Here is a 19,300-nt window from a genome sequence, read left to right as displayed (position 1 = left end):
TGGTCATGAGGCGCGAAAGGAAGCCCCATGACCACGATCCCGCCCCGGCCCGCTCAACTCGACTCCCCCGTCCTGCCCAAGATCTTCAAATACGTTGGCAGAGCGCAGGTCTGGATATACCGGCGCACCGGCGGCCGGATCGGCGGGAAGTGGCGCATCGGAGCCGGGTTCCGCAAACCCGTGCCGACGCTGCTGCTCGAACATCGCGGCCGCAAGACCGCGACCGTCTACACCGTTCCCCTGCTCTACATCTCCGACGGCCCCGACACCGTGGTGGTCGCCTCCCAGGGCGGCCTGCCCAAGCACCCGCAGTGGTACCGCAACCTGGTCGCCCACCCCGACACCCACATCCAGATCGGCCCCCGCCGCTTCGCGGTCCACGCCGTCACCGCCGATCCCGAACAGCGCGCCCGCCTGTGGCCCCGCCTGGTGGCGGCCTACGCCGACTTCGACACCTACCAGGCCTGGACCGAGCGCGAGATCCCGGTCGTGATCCTCACCCCGGCAGCAGCCCCACCGTCGCGATGATGTGACCCACGTGGACGGTGTCACGCAATAATCCGACCTGCACCCGGATCTGGCGGACCACATCCGTATTTCGATCCCGCAGTCGCAGGGTGCGCACCGGCGGCGCGAATCCCACGCCGCCCTCGCACCAGAAAGCACGAAATGCGGGAAAACGGCCCAGCTCGGCCATCAATTCGTCGAATCCGGCGGGATCGGGTGCCGCGCCCACCATTCCACGCAACCAGCCGACCGCCTGCCGGACCTCGAATTCCCACTCGTACAGCACATGTCGGGCCACCGGGTCCGCGAACATCCAGCGATAGAGATTTCCATCCTCGCGCAGACCGGGGAAGGCGGCCGCCCAATCCTCGTTCCCCGCCAGCACATTTCCCCGGGTGTCGTACAGGGCGGCCAGATTCGGCCGATGCATGGCGAGAGTGCGCAGCGCGTCCTCACCGAGCGAATTCCGCAACTCCTCGACCGTCGGATACCCCTGGGGCGCCAGGCCCGCCAGATCCTGGAGATGACGGAGCTCGGTGGCCGACAGCGTTTTCCAGCGCTCCAGGCACCGCACCAGCGCCGCCACCACCGCCTGCGTCGGTTTGCCCTTCCCACCCTTCTCGAGCTGGGTGATGTAGCTCGCGCTCACCCCGGCCCCGAAGGCCAGCCGCTCCCGGGAGGCCCCGCGATCCTCGCGCAGCCGCCGCAGCAGGTCGCCGAAGGTGGGAAGCGTTATTCCCGAACGTTTTCCGAAATCGCCCGTGCGGCCCGCCATCAATATCGGTTCCCTTCCCGAAACCCCGCCTGCGCACCGTTCGGAATGGTCGGCGGGGTAACTCCCAAGCAGGGATGTTCCCACAAATTCCGGTGGCGTGTCGCGCAACGAACGGCCCGATCGGCCATAGCGGATTCGAATCGGCAAACGGTCGGCACCGCGAGTAGCTCGACTCACAGCAACAGCGGTTCCGCATAAGTGACGCCGCTCTCGGAATTCGAAGGAATTCACCGCACCGAAAACCTTCGGACAGTTCACGAATCCGGTTTGTCCGGCTCTCGGCGTTTCTGCCCCGACCACCGCCAGACCAGCCAGTTCCTTTGGTATCTTCGCCTCGAAGTCGACCGAACGAGCCGAACAAGGGATGTGGACCTTGTCCATTCGAACAGTGCGATCCTTCACAACGCTGAGCGGCGTGGCCGCCCTCGCGGCGGCCGCCGGAATCTGCACGGCGCTCGGCGCACCGCCCGCCGCGGCCGCCCCCGCCGACTGCCCGGGCCTCAATGTCATCGCCGTCCCCGGCACCTGGGAGACCTCCAAGGACGACCCGCATCAGGGCATGCTCGCCCAGGTCACCCGCGGCCTGCCCGGCACGGTCCGCACCGACTACGTCGCCTACCCGGCCACCGCCTTCCCCTGGGACGGCGAGGTCTACGGCCAGTCCAAGCACGCCGCCGTCGATGCCGCGCGCGGGCTCATGTCGAGCATGGCATCGCGCTGCGACGCAACGCGTTTCGCGCTCATCGGCTACAGCCAGGGGGCCGACGCGGCCGGTGACCTGGCCTCCGAGATCGGCACCGGCCTCGGCGTGGTCCCGCCCGACAAGGTGGCCGCGGTGGGCCTGCTCTCCGATCCCCGCCGCTCCCCCACCGACGCCATCGTGGGCCCCCAGGTCCCCGGCACCGGCGCGGGCGGCGCTCGCGCGGGCGGCTTCGGCTGGCTGAGCCCCAAGGTGCGGACCTTCTGCGCCGCGGGCGACCTCTACTGCTCGGTCCCCACCGACGATCTCGCCGGCCGCTCCGCGGGCCTGCTCACCCAGCTGACCGCACAGGATCCGCTGCAGATCCCCAGCTACCTACTGACCTTCCAGTCCATCCTCGCCGAGGCCCTGATGCCGGGCTGGTCCGCGATTCTCTCGGCCCCCGCCGACGACCCCGCGGGCGAGCAGTGGCTGCGCCAGGTCCAGACCTTCCTGGCCTCCGGCGTCCACCAGTCCTACCCCCGCTACGTCGTCGACGGCAGCGGCACCACCGCCACCGCCTGGCTGCGCAACTGGCTCTCCGACACCGCCAGCGAGAACTCCTGACGCGTAAGCGGATCGGCACAGCGCCAGCAACAGCCAGTGCTGTGCCGCACCCGTCGTGGTGGTCCCGGTGATCTCGCCGGTCAGGTCCCAGTACCGATGGATGCGCTGATCGGAATCGGTCGCACCCGACAGCAACAGCCGCCGGAAGGCGGGAGTGTCGCGCAGGCCGCGCGCCGCGGCGTGCGCGGCCACGAACCGATCCAGAGCGGGCCCGGGTCGGGGCGATGCGCTCGCCCGCAGCAGGACGTCGACCTCCTGACACGCCTCGGCGACGCCGACGAGCAGCGCGCGCGGGTGCCGGATACCGCCCGGATCCGTCCGCCACAGCTGCCGCGACACCGCGGTCCGCAGCCCGGGATCCGCGAGCACCCCGCCGATTTCGGCATAGGCCACCAGCCGACGCGCGTCCCGCCCGGCCGGCGGCGCGGGCACGTTCATCACCAGGAACGCCTCGAACAGGTCCGGCGGCAGCGGTTCGAGCAGCCCGCGCCAGAACGCCACCATCGACGCATGGACCCGCCGCGGCTCGGCGACCGCGGTCAGCGCTTCCCGCCGCCGCAGCAACGCGGCCAGTTCCTCGTCCACCGCGCGTCGCTCGGCCTCCACCGCGTCCACCACATCGCAGCCGCCCATCACCTCCACGATCGCCGTGAGCCCGAGCCCGAGTCGCCGCAACCGCCGTACCAGCACCACCCGCTCGACGGCGACCGCCGGATCGAAGACCCGATGCCCACCCGAAGTCCGCTCCGCCGCCAAAACCCCTTCGTCGCAATAGAACCGAATCGTCCGCACGGGCACCCCGGTCAGCCGCGACAGCTCGCCGATCCCAACCCGACGCCGCCCGCCCGTGGCCTGCCTCACATTCACTTGCACCTCCACCCGGGTGGAATTCCTACCGTATCCACCATGACACCCGACGAGATCTGGCAAGCGGTGGCGACCGAACGCCGCACCCTCCACGACCAGCTGGCGCCCCTCACCGAGGCCCAGTGGAATCACGAATCCCTCTGCGAGAGCTGGCGAATCCGCGACGTGGTGGCCCACCCATCGCCACCCTGCTGCTGCTCGCCACCGGCCGTGCGGACGGGCGCGGTTCGAGGGCGTTTGTCCCTTAGCGCGGCCGGTTTCCGTTGTTAGCGTCGGATCAGTCAACTTCCCATGGCGCAGTACGTGATCCGAGGAGCCACCACATGTCCGCGAAGGCCCTGACCCCGAACCAGCAGGTGGGGTTCGCGATGATCAATATCGTCACCTTCCTGGTCGGGCTGGGAATTCTCGCCGTCCTCGACCCCCGCGATCAGCTGTTCCTGCTGACCGCCCTGGTCGTCGCCGCGATCCTGTCGGCCGTGAACCTGATGAAGTGGCGGATCAAGGCCACCGCCGCCGACCACCTGCGCTACCCCGCGGGCAAGCTGGCCGATCAGTAAGCCCGAAAATCAGGAACGAGTTCATTTAAAAACAGCCCGGCCGGTCCCTGTCTCGGGGTACCTTCCTGCCTGCCGGTGTCCGTCACCGGACCCGGAAGGAAGAAAAGACAGTGATCATTGCAGCAATCGGAGTCGTCCTGCTGGTCGCGGGACTCGTCCTGGTGCTGCGGCCGAAGTCCGCGCCCGCCGACGCCGCTCCCTCCCCGCTGGCACGACTGCCGAAGAACAGCGGCGCGTTCATCGCCATCGCCGGAGTCCTGGTCCTGGCGCTCGGACTGCTGGCGAGCTTCACCCACAGCTCCACCGCGAAGACCGCGCACGTCGAGCTGGCCGTCGGCAACTGCGTCACCTCCAAGGACTACCGCACCGCCCAGCTCGGCAAGATCCAGCCCACCCCCTGCGACGACCACACCGCCGTCTACGAGCTGGCCGCCGCGGTGAAGGACGGCGGCACCTGCCCGGACGGGAAGCTGCGCGACGCGGGCTATTTCGTGCTGACCGACGGCAGCCACTCGCTGTGCTTCGCCCCCAATGTCAAGGTCGGCGACTGCTTCAGCCTGCAGGACACGGTCAACCAGCTCACCCCGGTCGACTGCGCCGCCACCGGCGGCCCCGGCGTCACCGTCAAGGTCGACAACCGATTCGACGGCATCACCGACCCCGCCGGGTGCGTGATCCCGCAGGCCGCGATGGTCACCACCCAGCCCCCGCGCGTGGTGTGCTGGAAGCCGGTCCAGACCGCCAGTTGACCGAACGGCGACGGGCCCGGACAGCATGGCTGTCCGGGCCCGTTTCGCTTGCGCGGAGGCGGGATTCGCTAGCCGACGGCGACCGGCACGAGCACGTCCTCACCCAGCTGCGGGTAGGTCGGGTACTCGACGCCCGAGATGTACTGCACGGTCCGCACGACCTGGCACGAGTAACCGAATTCGTTGTCGTACCAGAGGTAGAGGATCGCGGTGTCCCCGTCCACGATGGTGGCGTTGGCGTCCACGATCGAGGCCGCGCGCGACCCGATGAAGTCGCTGGACACCACATCGGTGGCGGCGGTGAAATCGAGGTTGCGGCTCAACGGACCCGACAGCGACATCTCGCGCAGGTACTCGAGCACCTCGGCCTTGGTGGTCTCGCGGCGCAGCTGCAGGTTCAGGATCGCGACCGAGACATCCGGCGTGGGAACGCGAATCGAGCTGCCGGTGATCTTGGCCGTGAAGTCCGGCATGGCCTTCTTCACCGCGGACTGCGCACCGGTCTCGGTGAGCACCAGGTTGAACGGCGCGGACCGGCCGCGGCGATCGGACTTGTGGTAGTTGTCCAGCAGGTTCTGGTCGTTGGTGAACGAGTGCACCGTCTCCACGTGCCCGCGCACGATCCCGAACTCGTCCTCCATCGCCTTCAGCGGCGGCACGATCGCGTTGGTCGTGCACGAGGCGCACGAGTAGATCTGGGCCGAGAGGTCCTGCTCGCGGTGGTTGACGCCGTGCACGATGTTCGGCACGTCGCCCTTGCCCGGCGCGGTCAGCACGACCTTCGCGATGCCGGGGCGCAGGTGCTTCTCGAGGCCCTCGCGGTCGCGCCACTTGCCGGTGTTGTCGATCAGGATCGCGTTGTCGATGCCGTACTCGGTGTAGTCGATCGCCGAGGGGGAATCGCTGTAGATGAACTTGATGGCATTGCCGTTGGCGATGATCGTGGAGTTCTCGGCGTCGACCTTGATGGTCCCGTTGAACTTGCCGTGCACCGAGTCGCGCCGCAGCAGCGAGGCCCGCTTGACCAGGTCCTCCTCGCCGCCCTTGCGCACCACCACGGCCCGCAGCCGCAGCCCGTTGCCCGAGCCGACCTTCTCGATGAGCAGCCGGGCCACCAGGCGGCCGATGCGGCCGAAGCCGTAGAGCACGACATCGCGCGGACCCTGCGCCTGCGCCTTGTTGCCGTCGGTGATGTCGGCCAGCACGTCGGCGGTGAACTCCGGCACCGACAGCCCGCGCTCGTCGGCGCGGTAGGCCATCACCAGGCGGCCGAGGTCGATCTTGCTGGGGCCCAGGTCCATCGCGCTGAGCACCTCGAGGAACGGGAAGGTCTCGTCGATCGAGAGCTCCTCGCCCTCGATCTGCCGCGCGAACCGGTGAGTCCGCAGGATGCTGATCACCGACTTGTTCACCAGCGACCGGCTGTGCAGCAGGATCGTCACCCCCTTTTCGCGATACAGCTTCCCGATGAGGGGAATCATCGCCTCCGCTGCTGCCTCGTGAGCGTTCCAGCGGTCCAGATGGTCGGTAGTCAACACAAGTCCTCGGGGTTTCCTCGATGCGTACGTGAACCGATGCTAACCAGCGCCGCAATATCACAAACCCCGGCTACCCGCATGTGAGACCCAGATCGCTGCCGGGGTCTAGATCCGCGCCTCCCGCCACATGGCCCACATGGTGGGCCGGGCAGCGCCGGGCAGCTCGAATTCCTCGGTCACCGAGAATCCGTGGCGCTCGTAGTACGCGACATTGTGCTGCTGGGTGCACACCAGAAACTGGGCCCAGTTCGGCGCGGTGTCGGCGCGATCGGCCAGCAGCGCCGCCGCGTAGCCCTGACCGCGATGGCTCTTGGCCGTGCCCAGGTTGGCCAGATACCAGTGCCGGGGGTCGCGAGGATGGTGTGCTTCGAGCACGCGCCGGACCGCGATGGCCGCGGGCACGCGAAAACGCAGCGCGGGCACCAGATCCGGGAGCGCCCGCAGCGTGCGCCCGGCCGGCTGCTCCCATTCGCCGGGCGGATCCCACACCGCGACAGCGCAGATCCGGTCGTCGCGGTCGGAGGCGACCTGCACCCCGCCGGCCGGGAGATGGAAATGCCGCAGCGTGGCCGTGAAGTACGCGGGCAGCGCGGCGTACCGGCGTGCTGGGTCGGGCCAGATCGCGGCCATGAGCGGATCTTCGGCGAAGGATTCCGCGAGCACCTCGGCACAGGCGGTCAGATCGGCCGCAGTGGCCACGCGGGTAGTGTGCACGCCAGATATCTAACGAAAAACCTTGCGGCGGTGACAAGACCACGATCCCATGACCTACGCCTCATCGGGTACCGAAGATCGTTGTCGCACAACCGTTCCGCTCACCCACGCGTCGAGCCTGGTGAGATGTGCGCACGACGAAGGGGGTTGTGCGCACATCTCAGCGGGCCCGGTTCAGTGGGCGGACAGGCTGCTGAGGATCTGGTTCAGCGCGCCGTCGGCGTAGCCGCTGCCGAAGGCGCCGCCCAGCACCAGCGCCGCACTGCCCGCGTCCACGGATCCGGCGCCCACGGCATTGCCGAGGTCCGCGGCGGACCCGGGTGAGATATCCACGTCCTGCGCTGTCAGCGGGATGCCCTCCGCCGCAGCCGTTCCGACACCGCTACCCAGCAGGGCGCAGGCGGCGATACCCACGAGAATGGTTCGTTTCATAGAGCTGTCCTCTTATCCAGATGCCGAGGCGGGCACAGTCCCGGCTCGCGGTCCGGAGCATATGAAATATCGGCTATTCAGATGAGCGTTTTGGACCGTTTGGTATCCCGAGCTCCGCCGATTCCCAACGCACCGTGCGGTTTACCGCGAGTAACGAATAAGTCGCCGGCACCGGAAAAATGCGGCGACGATTACCGAACAACGTGGTTCAGCCGACGCGATGCCGACGCGAAGATTTTGCCCACGCGAAAACCGATAGCCGCCGAGACATTCTGCGAAGCCGATCACAATCCTGTTGTGCCCGGCCCCGCGCCGACGATGGTGGATCGACAGCACACCAGGTTCGGAAAGGCGGATGGACATGGCAGGTCGGCATCGTGCGGTGAGCACCCGGGGCAAGTTGCTGCGCGGACTTCCGGTGGCCGTGGTGGTACCCGCCGCGGTCGGGATCGCCGGTGTAGGAACCGCTGCGGCCCAGCCCGCACCGGTCGTGACCTCCGCCGCGAGCGCCCGGCCCGACGCGAACCCGACCGCCGCTCCCACCGCGAACCAGATCGCCGCGTCCGAAAACTTCGCCACGGCCTCCGCACCGATGAGCTTCGCCCCAGGGGCCGCCGACTCGGCCCCGGCCGTCGACCACATCGGATCGGCCGCGCCCGAGCCCGTCCCGCACGCCGCCCCGGTCGCCTACGCCACCCCCATCGCGAGTCCCATGGAGAACGGCACCTACATCGGCTCGACCGCGGGCCAGATCATCGGCGGCATCTCGGGAGCCGTACTGGGCGGCACGGCAGGAGCGGGCCTGGCCGGTGCGCTGTCCGGCGGCCTGGCCACGCCCATCGGCTTGATCGGCGGCGGCGTCCTCGGCGGTGTGGCCGGAACCTATATCGGCTACTACGCCGGTTCGTTCATCGGCACCTGGGTGGCGCAGCAAGCGCCGCAGCTCATTCCGAACGTGCTCCCCTGAGCTTGTCTCAGCGCTCGGTGTCCTGGGCTTCGCCTCAACGCTCGGTGTGATGGCGGTGGCCGCCACTGGATTTCGCGGAGTACATGCCGCGATCCGCGGCGTGGATGAGCGCCGCGGCATCACGGCTGCCCCCGGCGGTGGTCGCGATGCCGATGCTGGCGCGCACGCGAACCGCACCGGTGGACAAAAAGAACGGGCGGGCGATCTCGGCGAGTACGCCGTCGGCGATCACCAGCGCCGCTTCGTCTCCGCCGGCGGTGGCGATGACGAATTCGTCTCCGCCGTAACGGCATACGCAGTCCTGCGCGCCCGTGACCGAGCTCAACCGCTCCGCGACCGCCACGAGCAGCTCGTCACCGACCGCGTGGCCGTGCATGTCGTTGATCTGCTTGAAGCCGTCCAGATCGACCAGCAGCACCGCCAAAGTCCGCCCGGTGGACAGCAATTCGGCGATCCGCTCCTCGAGCATGGCGCGATTGGGCAGCCCGGTGAGCCGATCGTGGGTGGCGGCGTGCTGGAGCCGATCCTGCAATTCGGTGATCCGATGTTCGCGGGCCGCGACCGCCGCCCGCAGGATGGTCTCGTGGTCGCCGAGGGCCCGCTCGGCGAGGACCTCGGCGTAACCCGCCACCGCGTATCCCGCGTGCAGCGTCCACACCCCGGCGGGCGCGGGCGGCGCGGCGAACAGGGTCGCGGTGACCAGCGGGCCGACGAAGCGCGAGCTGGTGAGCAGTCCCGGCAGGCTGCCGGCCAGCTCCGCGCCGAGCAGCGTTGCCTCACTTGCGTTCTCGACGCCGTCCTGGCTGATGCGGTCGATGCCGCGCAGGAAGCCGGTGGTGAGCTTCACGGCCGCGGGACGGTCGGGCGCGACGTAACCGACGGTGGCGAGCAGCCTGAGGTATTCGTCAGCGGCCAGTCGCAGTACGCGCTCGCGGTCGCGTAGACCCGGTGGTGTCACTCCCAGCCGCCGCACGATCATGGCAGTCGCCCCACACCGGCGTATCCCGGGATACGCAGTCCGGGCGACCCGTGCATCGGATCCGGCCGCCACTCCGGCATCCTGACCAGTCCGGGCGGGACCATCTCGAAGTCGTCGAAGAAGCGCAGCACTTCCCGGTAATCGCGCATGGTGAGCGGCGTCGGCATGCGCTTGTACATCTCGGCCACGGCCTGGTGGCCGTCGTTCTCGATGCTCCCGTGCACGATGACCAGATGACTGCCGGGGGCCAGCCGGTCGCGGATCCGCGCGAGAAGGCCGACCGGATCATCGGAGTCCGGAATGAAATGCAGCACCGCGACCAGCAGCACCGCGACCGGTTCGGAGAAATCGAGCAGCAGCCCCGCGCCGTCGTCGCCGAGAAACTCCTCGGGCCGCCGCAGATCGGCCTCCAGCACGAGGGTGTCGCGATCACCCTGCAACAGCGCCCGGCTGTGGGTGACGGCGACCGGGTCGTTGTCGACGTAGACCACTCGCGCGCCGGGCCGGATCTCCCGCGCCGCCTCGTGCACATTGCCGACCGTGGGAATCCCGGACCCGATGTCGAGGAACTGGGTAACCCCTCGCTCGGCCAGGTACCGGACCGCGCGCCGCAGAAACGCCCGGCTCTCCCGGGCGATGACCTGTCCCTCCGGGACCTGCTTCATCGCCTCGCGGGCGAAGGCGCGATCGACCTGGAAATTGTGTGAGCCGCCGAGAAAGAAGTCCCACACCCGGGCCGCGCTCGGCCGATCGAGATCGACCGTCAACGGGGCCCATTCCGGCCGAGCATCGACGTTCTCGGGTTCTTTCGGCACACAACCTCCCCGCTCACCGGCCCCCACCGCGCAGACCGCACTCACACAATCCGAAGATCAGCGTACCGAGAACCCCCGACATGTGTGCGGTGCGGCACCGAAACCGCTGACCAGAGGCGTAAAGATGTTGAATCATCAAGTGATTCACGCCATCGGTCCGCCGGGGGACACCGCGCCGGGCCGTGGCCGAAAACCCGGTTCGGGACCGGGTTTTCGGCGTGGAACCGCAGTGTTCTTCGGTGTGGAAGCGCGGTGCGCGGTATCAGCGCGTGGCGATGATGGCCGAACCGTGGCCGAACAGGCCCTGATTCACCGCGATGCCCGCACGGGCGCCCTCGACCTGCCGGCCATCGGCCTGACCGCGCAGCTGCCAGGTGAGCTCACAGATCTGGGCGATGGCCTGCGCCGGAATCGCCTCGCCGAAGCAGGCGAGCCCGCCACTCGGGTTCACCGGCACCCGTCCGCCCAATGTCGTTGCGCCGCTGCGCAACAGCGCCTCCGCGCCGCCCGCCTCACACAGCCCGATGTCCTCGTACCAGTCCAGCTCCAGCGCGGTGGACAGGTCGTAGACCTCCGCGAGGGACAGCTCGTCGGGGCCGAGTCCGGCCTCCTCGTAGGCGGCGTGCGCGATGGCGGAGCGGAACGCGCGCGGCTGGGGTTCGACCGCCACCGCGGAATCCGTTGCGAAATCCGGTAGATCGATCACGGTCTTCGGGAAGGTCGGCGTGACCGTCGACAGCGCCTTGATCCGGACCGGGTCCGAGACGCCGTGTTTGCGCGCGTACTCCATCGACGTCAGCACCAGGGCCGCGCCGCCGTCACTGGTCGCGCAGATGTCGAGCAGCCGCAGGGGATCCGACACGATCGCCGAAGCGGCGATCTCCTCGGCCGACACCTCCTTGCGGTATCGGGCGTAGGGGTTGTTCAGGCCGTGCCTGGCGTTCTTCACCTTGACCGCGGCGAAATCATCGAGCGTCGCGCCGTGCAATGCCATGCGGCGGCGGGCGTACAGCGCGAAATAGATCGGGTTGGTCGCGCCGAGCAGATGGAAGCGCAGCCAGTCCGGATCGTCGCGGCGTTCACCGCCGACCGGCTGGAAGAAGCCCTTGGGCGTGGTGTCGGCGCCGATCACCAGCGCCACATCGGTCAGCCCGGCCAGGATCTGGGCGCGCGCGTTGGCGATGGCCTGCGCCCCCGACGCGCACGCGGCGTAGCTGCTCGAGATGCGCGCGCCCGACCAGCCCAGCGCCTGCGCGAAGGTCGCGCCCGCGACGAACCCCGGGTAGCCGTTGCGGATGGTGTCCGCGCCCGCGATGTATCCGACGTCGAGGTGGTCCACCCCGGCGTCGGCCAGCGCCGCGCGCGCGGCGACCAGGCCGTATTCGACGAAGTTGCGTCCCCACTTGCCCCACGGGTGCATGCCCGCGCCGAGGACGGCGATATCGCGATTCGTGTCAGTCATTGACCGGCCTCCACATCCACACCGTGTGCTCTGCCTCGTCGTCCTCGTACAGCGTCCCGATGGCCAGCTCGACCGGCATGCCCACGGCGAGGTCGTCGACGGTGAACCCGCGCACGACCTGCCCGAGAATCACCATCTGCTCGGCCTCGAGCTCCACCGCCGCGACGACATAGGGCTCGAACGGATCCCCCGACACGTAGGGCGCGGGCGGCTTGTACCGGGCGTCCGCGTACGACCAGATCCGGCCGCGCGTGGAGAACAGGTAGTCGGCCAGCTCGGAGCCGTCCTTCGGACCGGCGCAGCGCGGATTGCGGCAGGCCAGCGTGTTCTTCGGGAAGTACGGCGTGCCGCAGTCGTTGCAGCGGCTTCCCTTCAGCCGCGCCACACCGTCATCCGCGGTGAACCAGTCGGCCACGGCGGGGCGTTGTTCTTTCTGCACAGCCCCGACGGTATAGGAACACGTTCTATTTTGGCGAGGAATTCCGCTCCGCGAATCCGCCCCCGGAGGTACGGTGATGGCGATGGGCACCAAAGCCATTGACCCGCAGTCGATCCGTAACGTCACCCTCATCGGGGACCCCGACGAGACGACCCGGGTAGCCCACCGCCTGCGCCGCAGCGCGCCGACCGGCTCGAACACCATCCACTGGGCGCTCGACCACGCCGACCACATGGTTCGCGTGACCGAACTGTCGATCCACGCCCCCATGGCCGAACTGGAACGCGGCATCCGCGTCGCCGACGGCATCGTCGTCCTCGTCGACGCCACGCTCCCCCGGCGCCCGCGCCTCGAAACCACCCTGCGCGTCGCCGACGACCACCAGGTCGCCCGCCTGTGCCTGCTCCACGGCCTCGACCGCCCCGGCGCCGACTACGACCGCTGCCTGCGCACCATCACCGAAACCCGCGGCGCGACACCGCTGAAACTCCAACTCCCCCTGGGCGCCGCCCCCGGCTTCGAGCCCATCATCGACCTGCCCTCGCTCTGGGCCTTCGAACCCCTGGCCGCCGAAATCTACGGCCCCCATTGGCAACTCGCCGAACAGTCCTACCGCGCCCTCATGAATTCCGTCCTGGCCCAGGACCCCACCCAGCTCCACCACCGCATCCGCTCACTCACCCGCATCGGCGACGTGATCCCCATCCTGTGCGGCACCGCCATCGACACCGACGACACCACCCGCCTCCTCGACGCGATCGTCCGCTACCTGCCCTCCCCCCTGGATGTCTGCCAACCCGAACACGCCCTCGACTACTGACGCCCCGGAAAAGGCCGATGCCGCCGGGCGAAGGGGGGAGTGGCCCGGCGGCATCGACGTACAGGTGGCCGTGGGGGGGATACGGCCAGCCTGCGCAAGATCATACGGTCGACCCCCGCACATCACACAATTCCCCCAGAAACCTTGTGCGAAAGACGATTCCGACACAACCGAATATTCACCCGCGCAGGATCCACGGCATCGGAGAGAACCGCAGGTAAGCCCCGCTGCCATCGCCCCGCAGCAGAGGGTGCGCGAGCGATACGACACCTGCCGCCGGTAGCGGGCGATGCTAGGCGACGATCGTGCAGTCGCCCGCCGGGGCGCAGACGCAGGACTGGACCTTGTCGCCGGCGCGGTGTTCCAGGCCGGTGCGGAGGTCGCGGACGTGGCCTTCGGTGACGGTGACCACGCAGGTCTGGCAGATACCGACGCGGCAGCCGAAGGACATGGGTACACCGACGCCCTCGGCGGCCTGCAGCACCGTGGTGGCGCCGTCGGCCTCGACGGTCCGGCCGCTGTCGGCGAAGGTCACCCTGCCGCCCTCACCGATGGCGGAGGTCTCCAGCTCGAACCGTTCCGTTCGCAGCCGGTCACCGAGACCGGCGTCCTCCCAGTGGTTTTCGATCTCCTCGAGCATCGGCAACGGGCCGCACGCCCAGGTCTCGCGGTCCCGCCAATCGGGGTAGAGCCGGTCCAGGTCCGCCGGGGTGAACCGGCCCAGCTCCTCGGTGAGGTGCAGGTGTGAGGTGAAGTTCGCGTATTTCCGGTCCAGGCCACGCAATTCGGGACCGAACAGCACATCGGCCTCGGCGCGCGCCGAATGGATGTGCACGACATCGGACATGGCGCCGCGGCGATCCATGGTGCGCAGCATGCCCATGATCGGGGTGACGCCGCTGCCCGCGGTGAGGAACAGCATCTTGGCCGGCGGCGGCTCCGGCAGCACGAATCCGCCCTGCGGTGCGGCCAGCCGCACGATCGTCCCCGCCGGGATGCCGGTGACCAGGTGCCGGGACAGGAAGCCCTCGGGCATGGCCTTGACGGTGATGGAGATGAGCCGCGCACCGCGCCGCCCGGGGTGAATCCAGCCGGGCGGGCAGGTCAGCGAGTAGGAACGCCAGTGCCAGCGGCCGTCCACCAGGACCCCGACGCCGACGTACTGGCCGGGCGTGAAGGCGAAGTCGAAGCCCCAGCCGGGCCTGATCACCAAGGTGGCCGAATCGGCTGTCTCCCTGCGCACTTCGACGATCCGCCCGCGCAGCTCGCGCGCCGACCACAGCGGGTTGAACAGCTGCAGATAGTCGTCGGGCAGCAAGGGGGTGGTGAAGCGGGCAGCCATGTCCCGCATGGTGGGAACCATGTCGAATGTTCCTTTCCGGTGGGCGGATTCGCGGTCAGCTCACCGCGGCGAGGTGGCGGTCGGTCACGCGGCGGCGGCCTTCCCGCAGTGCGGTGCGCAGGCCGCGACGCCGCCCGGTCATCGGATCGATGGTGGGGCGGCCGCCGATGGCGCGCTCGGACCTGGTCTCCGGGGCATCGTCGCTACCGCGGCGCAGCAGCTTGTTCGGCAGGGAGAGCTTCAGAATGGTCCGCCACGCCTTTCCGTACTGCACCGGGAGCGGCCCGGTGGTGTACGGCAGGTCGTACTTGTCGCACAGTTTCCGGACCCGCACCGACGCTTCGGCATAGCGGTTGCTCGGCATATCCGGGAAAAGGTGGTGTTCGATGTGATACGACAGGTTCCCGGTCATGAAATGCATGATCGGGCCGCCACTGATATTGGCGCCGCCCAGAATCTGGCGTAGATACCATTCGCCCCTGGTCTCATTGTCCGCATCGAACTTGGTGAACTTTTCGGCGCCGTCCGGGAAATGACCGCTGAAGATGACGGTGTTCGCCCAGATATTCCGGACGATGTTGGCGGTGAAGTTCGCGGTCAGCGTGCTGAGGAAGGCCGGGCCGGTGAGCAGCGGGAACATCACATAGTCCTTCGCGATCTGCTTCCCGGATTTCTTCAGAACCTTCCGCTTGTCCTTCTCGAACTGCTCACGCTCGGGCCCGTCCTCGGGCAGTCGCCCGGTGAGCAGCCGTCCCAACTGCAGATGCTGGGTGGCGACGCCCCACTCGAACAGCAGTTGCAGCAGCAGGTTGTAGACCGGCTGTCCCAGATGGAAGGGCTTCCACCGCTGGTCGCGGGTGACCCGCAGCAGGTCGTACCCGATATCCCGATCCATGCCGAGCACGTTGGTGTACTTGTGGTGCAGGTAGTTGTGGGTGATCTTCCAATGTTCCGCCGGATCGGCGATATCCCATTCCCACTTCGTGGAGTGAATTTCGGGATCGTTCATCCAATCCCATTGCCCGTGCAGGACGTTGTGCCCGATCTCCATGTTCTCGATGATTTTCGCGGTGCTCAACAGCGCCACGCCCGCCACCCAGGCGGGCGGCAGGAAACTGGCGAAAAGCACCGCGCGCCCGCCGATCTCGAGGCCGCGCTGCAGCCGGATCACCTTCCGTATATACGCCGCGTCCCGCTCCCCCAGTGAGCTCCGAATCTCCCGCTGGATTTCATCCAGTTCGGCCCCGATGGCCTCAACATCGGCCGCGCTGAGATGAGCGTATTGCTTGACATCCGATATCGCCATGCGACCTACGCTACCGTAGGTTACGGTCCCGTAGGTTTCTCCGAGCCGCTTTTTCACTGTGTCCTGAAACTCATGACTTTTGTCCCAATTTGGACCTGGCGCAACGATGTTCGAGATCGGCGCCGACTCCGCGGACCGTGCCGCCGGAAAGATGGGCCCCCGTTTTGCGGCGATACCGCTTAACCTCGCTGATGCACAACAAGTTCAGCTCAGAAGGTGGCAGTAGGCGTGATCGGTACGCGGGCAAAGCTCGATGAACTAACCAAGATCCTCGAGATCGCGGCGGAACCGGCCGGAGAGGCCGGTATCGCCAAGCGCGAGAAGAAGGGTATTCCCAGCGTCCGGCAGCGGGTGAACATGCTGCTCGACCCCGGGACGTTCATCGAAACCGGTGCGCTGGCACGCCAGCCCGGCCAAGCGGACGCCTTCTACGGCGACGGACTGGTCACCGGCCGCGGGCTCATCGGCGGCCGCCCGGTGGTGGTGATCTCCCACGATCAAACCGTCTACGGCGGGTCGATCGGCGTGACCTCGGCGCAGAAGTTCATGCGGGCACTGCAATTCGCGTTCGACAACGCGTGCCCCGTGGTGACGATCAACGACTCGGGCGGCGCGCGCATCCAGGACGCGGTGGGCTCCATCGCCTCCTTCGGCGACATCTCCCGGGTGCTGGAGAAGCTGTCCGGCTATGTCCCGCAGGTGTCGATCATCCTCGGCAAATGCGCCGCGGGTTCAGTGTACGGGCCGATCAACACCGATGTGCTCATCGGCACCAAGGACTCCTACATGTTCGTCACGGGTCCGGAGGTGATCAAGGCCGTCAATGGTGAGGACGTGAGCGCCGAGGACCTCGGTGGCGCCGAGGTGCAGGCCAAGCGCGGCACCCTGCACCACGTGGCCGAGACCGAGCAGGAAGCCTACGACTGGGCGCGCAACTACCTCAGCTACATGCCGACCAGCTGCCTCGAGCAGCCGCCGATCGTGAATCCCGGTCTGGAGCCCGAGATCACGGCCCACGACCTGGAACTCGACAAGATCATCCCCGACTCCGACCGCAGCGGCTACGACATGCACGAGATCCTGCTGCGCCTGTTCGACGACGGCGAATTCCACGAGGTCCGAGCGAAGTTCGCCCCCAACCTCATCACCGGCTTCGCCCGCGTCGACGGCTATCCGGTCGGCGTGATCGCCAACCAGCCACTGGTCCTGGGCGGTTCGATCGACGCCGCCTGCTCGGACAAGTCCACCTACTTCATCCGCCTCTGCGACGCCTTCAACATCCCGCTGATCTTCGTCGCCGACACCCCCGGCGTCCTGCCCGGCCTGTCCGAGGAAGCCGCCGGCGTCATCATCCGCGGCGGCCGCACCCCCCGCGCCATCATCGAAGCCACCGTCCCCATCATCAACCTGGTGGTCCGCAAATCCTACGGCGGCGCCTACGGCATGATGGCCGCCCGCCAGGTAGGCGCCGACATCAGCTTCGCCTGGCCCACCGCCCGAATCGCCGTCATCGGCGCGGAATCCGCCGTAGACCTCCTCGGCAAACGCCAACTCGCCGCCATGCCCGAAGAACACCGAGCCGCCGCCCGCGACTACCTCATCAACCAATACAACGAAACCGTCGCCACCCCCTGGATAGCCGCCGAACGCGGCTACATCGACGCCGTAATCGAACCCCACCAAACTCGCCTCCAAATCCGCAAGGCCCTCCACCTCCTCCGCGACAAGGCCCCCACCAAGCCAGAATTCAACCCCCGCAAACACCCCATCTACCCGATGTGACCAACCCGAACCCGGCCACGACCGCTGCGGCACCCGGCCGCAGCGTGAGGGCCGCGGCCGAGTAATTCACACCGTGACGTTCGACATCGACACCGGCAATTTGGCCATCGCGCATCGCCTGTCCGGCGAGGCATTCGCTGTGGGGGCACATGTATTTCGAATCGAATGGCTGTGCCGAAGCATGGGGATGACCCATGAGCGGGGCTCGAATGAGTAGCCTATTCGATGGAGCGATGCCGCCGGGTGAAGGGGGGGAGTTTGACCCGGCGACATCGGCATCAACGGCGGCAGACAGCCTTCAGGCTGGAACTGGCCACCGTCTGCGGACCAACTCTGCTGGGGGGTTGCAGGTTGTCCTACGGCGAACCTTACGGGTGTCGACCAACTTGCGCAAATCGGTCAACATTGTTGAAACATGCTGACCGACAACGCGGTACAGCACATTTCCATGCACCGTCAGCAGCGACCGAACCAGCGCCGCGGAGCGCACCGAATCGCCGAGACCGGCGGAATTGCGCACTTCGAGACACGAGGCGACGGTCACAAGATCACGTACCACACGGTTCGTAAGTGTCTCCCCGATATCCGACTGTGATTGAGTATTGGAGTGGGAGATGAACTTTCAACCTTCGGCAGTCCTCTCAACACCGGTGCGAGCCGCAAGCGCCCCGTGAGTTTGGGAGGCCGCATTGACAATCTTGGCACCTACCGATTCTTGTGCCCCTCGGTTGGTTGCCGGTGGTTCCGCGACGAGGACACCACACAGAACAATCCACATTGGCGGGAGCTGGTGGAGACCGCGATCGACGACCACCTCGCTGCCGTACATCCCCATTGGATCTACCCGGACCACAATTAGATCGAGCGCGTCGACACGCAGGCGGTGCGGATCGCACGTCGAACAACACGGGTCTCGACAGGCAAGAAGCGGTGCATTGCAACGCATTTCAGCTCGCCTGCGCCGGGACGGGTATGGGGTCGCGGATATCTCGAGTCGGACACGTGGCTAAGGTCAGACCCGTGACCTTCAATGCGACACTGTGGCGGCCCGTTCCGGGATTCGAGAACCTCACCGACATCACCTACCACCGGCATGTCGAGCAGGGCACGGTACGGATCGCCTTCGATCGCCCCGAAGTACGCAACGCCTTCCGCCCCCACACCGTCGACGAGCTCTACCGCGCCCTCGACCACGCCCGCATGACCTCCGACGTCGGCGCGGTCCTGCTCACCGGCAACGGCCCCAGCCCCCGCGACGGCGGCTGGGCCTTCTGCTCCGGCGGCGACCAGCGCATCCGCGGCCGCAGCGGCTACCAGTACGCCTCCGGCGAGACCGCCGACACCGTGGACGTGGCCCGCGCCGGACGCCTGCACATCCTCGAGGTGCAGCGACTCATCCGCTTCATGCCCAAGGTGGTCATCGCACTGGTCAACGGGTGGGCCGCGGGCGGCGGGCACAGCCTGCACGTCACCTGCGACCTGACACTGGCCTCGCGCGAGCACGCCCGGTTCAAGCAGACCGACGCCGACGTGGGCAGCTTCGACGCCGGCTACGGCAGCGCGTACCTGGCGAAGATGGTGGGACAGAAGTTCGCTCGCGAGATCTTCTTCCTGGGACGGCCCTACACCGCCGAAGAGATGCACCAGATGGGCGCGGTCAACGCCGTCGTGGACCACGAGCAACTCGAAGACGTCGCCCTGGAATGGACCGCCGACATCCTCGGCAAGTCGCCCCAGGCCATCCGAATGCTGAAGTACGCCTTCAACCTCCAAGACGACGGACTGGTCGGCCAGCAGCTCTTCGCCGGCGAGGCCACCCGCCTGGCCTACATGACCGACGAAGCGGTCGAAGGCCGCGACGCCTTCCTCGAGAAGCGCCAGCCCGACTGGAAGCCCTACCCGTACTACTTCTGAGCTGACCTGCACTCTTTCGGTTTTCC

19 protein-coding genes and 1 pseudogene are annotated in these 19,300 nt (G+C 67.6%); 9 read left to right on the top strand and 11 right to left on the bottom strand.

The annotated features are described in order from the left end of the window. Positions 1 to 27 precede the first annotated feature (27 nt). Positions 28 to 528 (top strand): nitroreductase family deazaflavin-dependent oxidoreductase, encoded by a 501-nt coding sequence (locus GPX89_RS40205; protein WP_157393022.1) that lies wholly within the window; start codon positions 28 to 30, stop codon positions 526 to 528. Here the strand turns inward: GPX89_RS40205 and GPX89_RS40200 are convergent. Further along, positions 497 to 1,282, bottom strand: a complete 786-nt coding sequence (locus GPX89_RS40200) for a helix-turn-helix domain-containing protein (RefSeq protein ID WP_157393021.1) — start codon at positions 1,280 to 1,282, stop codon at positions 497 to 499. The two genes, GPX89_RS40205 and GPX89_RS40200, sit on opposite strands and share 32 nt — an antisense overlap. 388 nt (positions 1,283 to 1,670) lie before the next feature. Between GPX89_RS40200 and GPX89_RS40195 the strand changes: the two genes are divergently transcribed. Further along, on the top strand, positions 1,671 to 2,588 hold the full coding sequence (locus tag GPX89_RS40195) for a cutinase family protein (protein WP_328602869.1): 918 nt from the start codon (positions 1,671 to 1,673) through the stop codon (positions 2,586 to 2,588). Positions 2,589 to 3,230: 642 nt separating this feature from the next. Here GPX89_RS40195 and GPX89_RS45160 read toward each other — a convergent pair. Then, positions 3,231 to 3,449 (bottom strand): annotated as a pseudogene (locus GPX89_RS45160) (MerR family transcriptional regulator); the annotation flags it as partial. A 45-nt stretch (positions 3,450 to 3,494) separates the two neighbouring features. Between GPX89_RS45160 and GPX89_RS40185 the strand changes: the two are divergent. The 3 genes from GPX89_RS40185 (at position 3,495) to GPX89_RS40175 (ending at position 4,764) form a co-directional block, all read left to right on the top strand. Further along, the gene (locus tag GPX89_RS40185; protein WP_157393018.1) at positions 3,495 to 3,725 is read left to right on the top strand and encodes a maleylpyruvate isomerase N-terminal domain-containing protein; all 231 of its coding nucleotides are present in this window, start codon (positions 3,495 to 3,497) and stop codon (positions 3,723 to 3,725) included. A gap of 53 nt (positions 3,726 to 3,778) precedes the next feature. Then, complete coding sequence (locus tag GPX89_RS40180) at positions 3,779 to 4,015, top strand: hypothetical protein (protein WP_157393017.1); 237 nt, start codon at positions 3,779 to 3,781, stop codon at positions 4,013 to 4,015. Between the two features lie 110 nt (positions 4,016 to 4,125). Then, positions 4,126 to 4,764, top strand: coding sequence for a hypothetical protein (locus GPX89_RS40175; RefSeq protein WP_157393016.1), 639 nt, complete (start codon positions 4,126 to 4,128; stop codon positions 4,762 to 4,764). Between the two features lie 68 nt (positions 4,765 to 4,832). Here GPX89_RS40175 and GPX89_RS40170 read toward each other — a convergent pair whose 3' ends face one another. The 3 genes from GPX89_RS40170 to GPX89_RS40160 all read right to left on the bottom strand — a co-directional run bounded on the left by GPX89_RS40170 (position 4,833) and on the right by GPX89_RS40160 (position 7,448). Beyond that, entirely contained in the window at positions 4,833 to 6,299 is a 1,467-nt protein-coding gene (locus GPX89_RS40170; RefSeq protein ID WP_157393015.1) for a glyceraldehyde-3-phosphate dehydrogenase, read from the bottom strand. Between the two features lie 108 nt (positions 6,300 to 6,407). Beyond that, a complete protein-coding gene (locus tag GPX89_RS40165) occupies positions 6,408 to 7,001 on the bottom strand; it encodes a GNAT family N-acetyltransferase (RefSeq protein WP_328602868.1) in 594 nt (197 codons plus the stop codon). Positions 7,002 to 7,190: 189 nt separating this feature from the next. Continuing rightward, entirely contained in the window at positions 7,191 to 7,448 is a 258-nt protein-coding gene (locus GPX89_RS40160; RefSeq protein ID WP_157393014.1) for a hypothetical protein, read from the bottom strand. A 361-nt stretch (positions 7,449 to 7,809) separates the two neighbouring features. Between GPX89_RS40160 and GPX89_RS40155 the strand changes: the two genes are divergently transcribed. Continuing rightward, positions 7,810 to 8,415, top strand: coding sequence for a hypothetical protein (locus GPX89_RS40155; RefSeq protein WP_157393013.1), 606 nt, complete (start codon positions 7,810 to 7,812; stop codon positions 8,413 to 8,415). Between the two features lie 34 nt (positions 8,416 to 8,449). Here GPX89_RS40155 and GPX89_RS40150 read toward each other — a convergent pair whose 3' ends face one another. From GPX89_RS40150 to GPX89_RS40135, 4 genes are all read right to left on the bottom strand, one after another. Beyond that, a complete protein-coding gene (locus GPX89_RS40150; RefSeq protein WP_157393012.1) occupies positions 8,450 to 9,394 on the bottom strand; it encodes a GGDEF domain-containing protein in 945 nt (314 codons plus the stop codon). Beyond that, a complete protein-coding gene (locus GPX89_RS40145; RefSeq protein WP_198347811.1) occupies positions 9,391 to 10,209 on the bottom strand; it encodes an SAM-dependent methyltransferase in 819 nt (272 codons plus the stop codon). The genes GPX89_RS40150 and GPX89_RS40145 overlap by 4 nt, the downstream gene beginning before the upstream one ends. Positions 10,210 to 10,471: 262 nt before the next feature. Continuing rightward, positions 10,472 to 11,671 (bottom strand): lipid-transfer protein, encoded by a 1,200-nt coding sequence (locus GPX89_RS40140; RefSeq protein WP_157393011.1) that lies wholly within the window; start codon positions 11,669 to 11,671, stop codon positions 10,472 to 10,474. Further along, positions 11,664 to 12,110: a Zn-ribbon domain-containing OB-fold protein gene (locus tag GPX89_RS40135; protein ID WP_407939558.1), complete on the bottom strand. Its 447-nt coding sequence runs from the start codon at positions 12,108 to 12,110 to the stop codon at positions 11,664 to 11,666. Before GPX89_RS40135 ends, GPX89_RS40140 begins: the two co-directional genes overlap by 8 nt. A gap of 82 nt (positions 12,111 to 12,192) precedes the next feature. Here GPX89_RS40135 and GPX89_RS40130 point away from each other — a divergent pair, with 82 nt between their 5' ends. Beyond that, positions 12,193 to 12,930 (top strand): GTP-binding protein, encoded by a 738-nt coding sequence (locus GPX89_RS40130; protein ID WP_157393009.1) that lies wholly within the window; start codon positions 12,193 to 12,195, stop codon positions 12,928 to 12,930. A gap of 292 nt (positions 12,931 to 13,222) precedes the next feature. On the opposite strand, the gene GPX89_RS40125 is transcribed toward GPX89_RS40130, so the two are convergent. After that, complete coding sequence (locus GPX89_RS40125; protein ID WP_157393008.1) at positions 13,223 to 14,293, bottom strand: ferredoxin reductase; 1,071 nt, start codon at positions 14,291 to 14,293, stop codon at positions 13,223 to 13,225. A gap of 34 nt (positions 14,294 to 14,327) precedes the next feature. After that, complete coding sequence (locus GPX89_RS40120) at positions 14,328 to 15,578, bottom strand: fatty acid desaturase family protein (RefSeq protein ID WP_157393007.1); 1,251 nt, start codon at positions 15,576 to 15,578, stop codon at positions 14,328 to 14,330. 228 nt (positions 15,579 to 15,806) lie between these two features. Here GPX89_RS40120 and GPX89_RS40115 point away from each other — a divergent pair, with 228 nt between their 5' ends. Further along, positions 15,807 to 17,360 carry an acyl-CoA carboxylase subunit beta gene (locus GPX89_RS40115; RefSeq protein ID WP_328602867.1) on the top strand — a complete coding sequence of 518 codons (1,554 nt, stop codon included), beginning with the start codon at positions 15,807 to 15,809 and terminating at the stop codon, positions 17,358 to 17,360. Positions 17,361 to 18,380: 1,020 nt separating this feature from the next. Further along, entirely contained in the window at positions 18,381 to 19,274 is an 894-nt protein-coding gene (locus GPX89_RS40110; RefSeq protein WP_328602866.1) for a 1,4-dihydroxy-2-naphthoyl-CoA synthase, read from the top strand. Positions 19,275 to 19,300 lie beyond the last annotated feature (26 nt).

The sequence above is a fragment of the Nocardia terrae genome (genome assembly GCF_009760405.1).
Classification (GTDB): domain Bacteria; phylum Actinomycetota; class Actinomycetes; order Mycobacteriales; family Mycobacteriaceae; genus Nocardia; species Nocardia terrae.
Note: the sequence above shows the minus strand (reverse complement) of the source record. Positions and strands in the feature narration are given on the sequence as shown.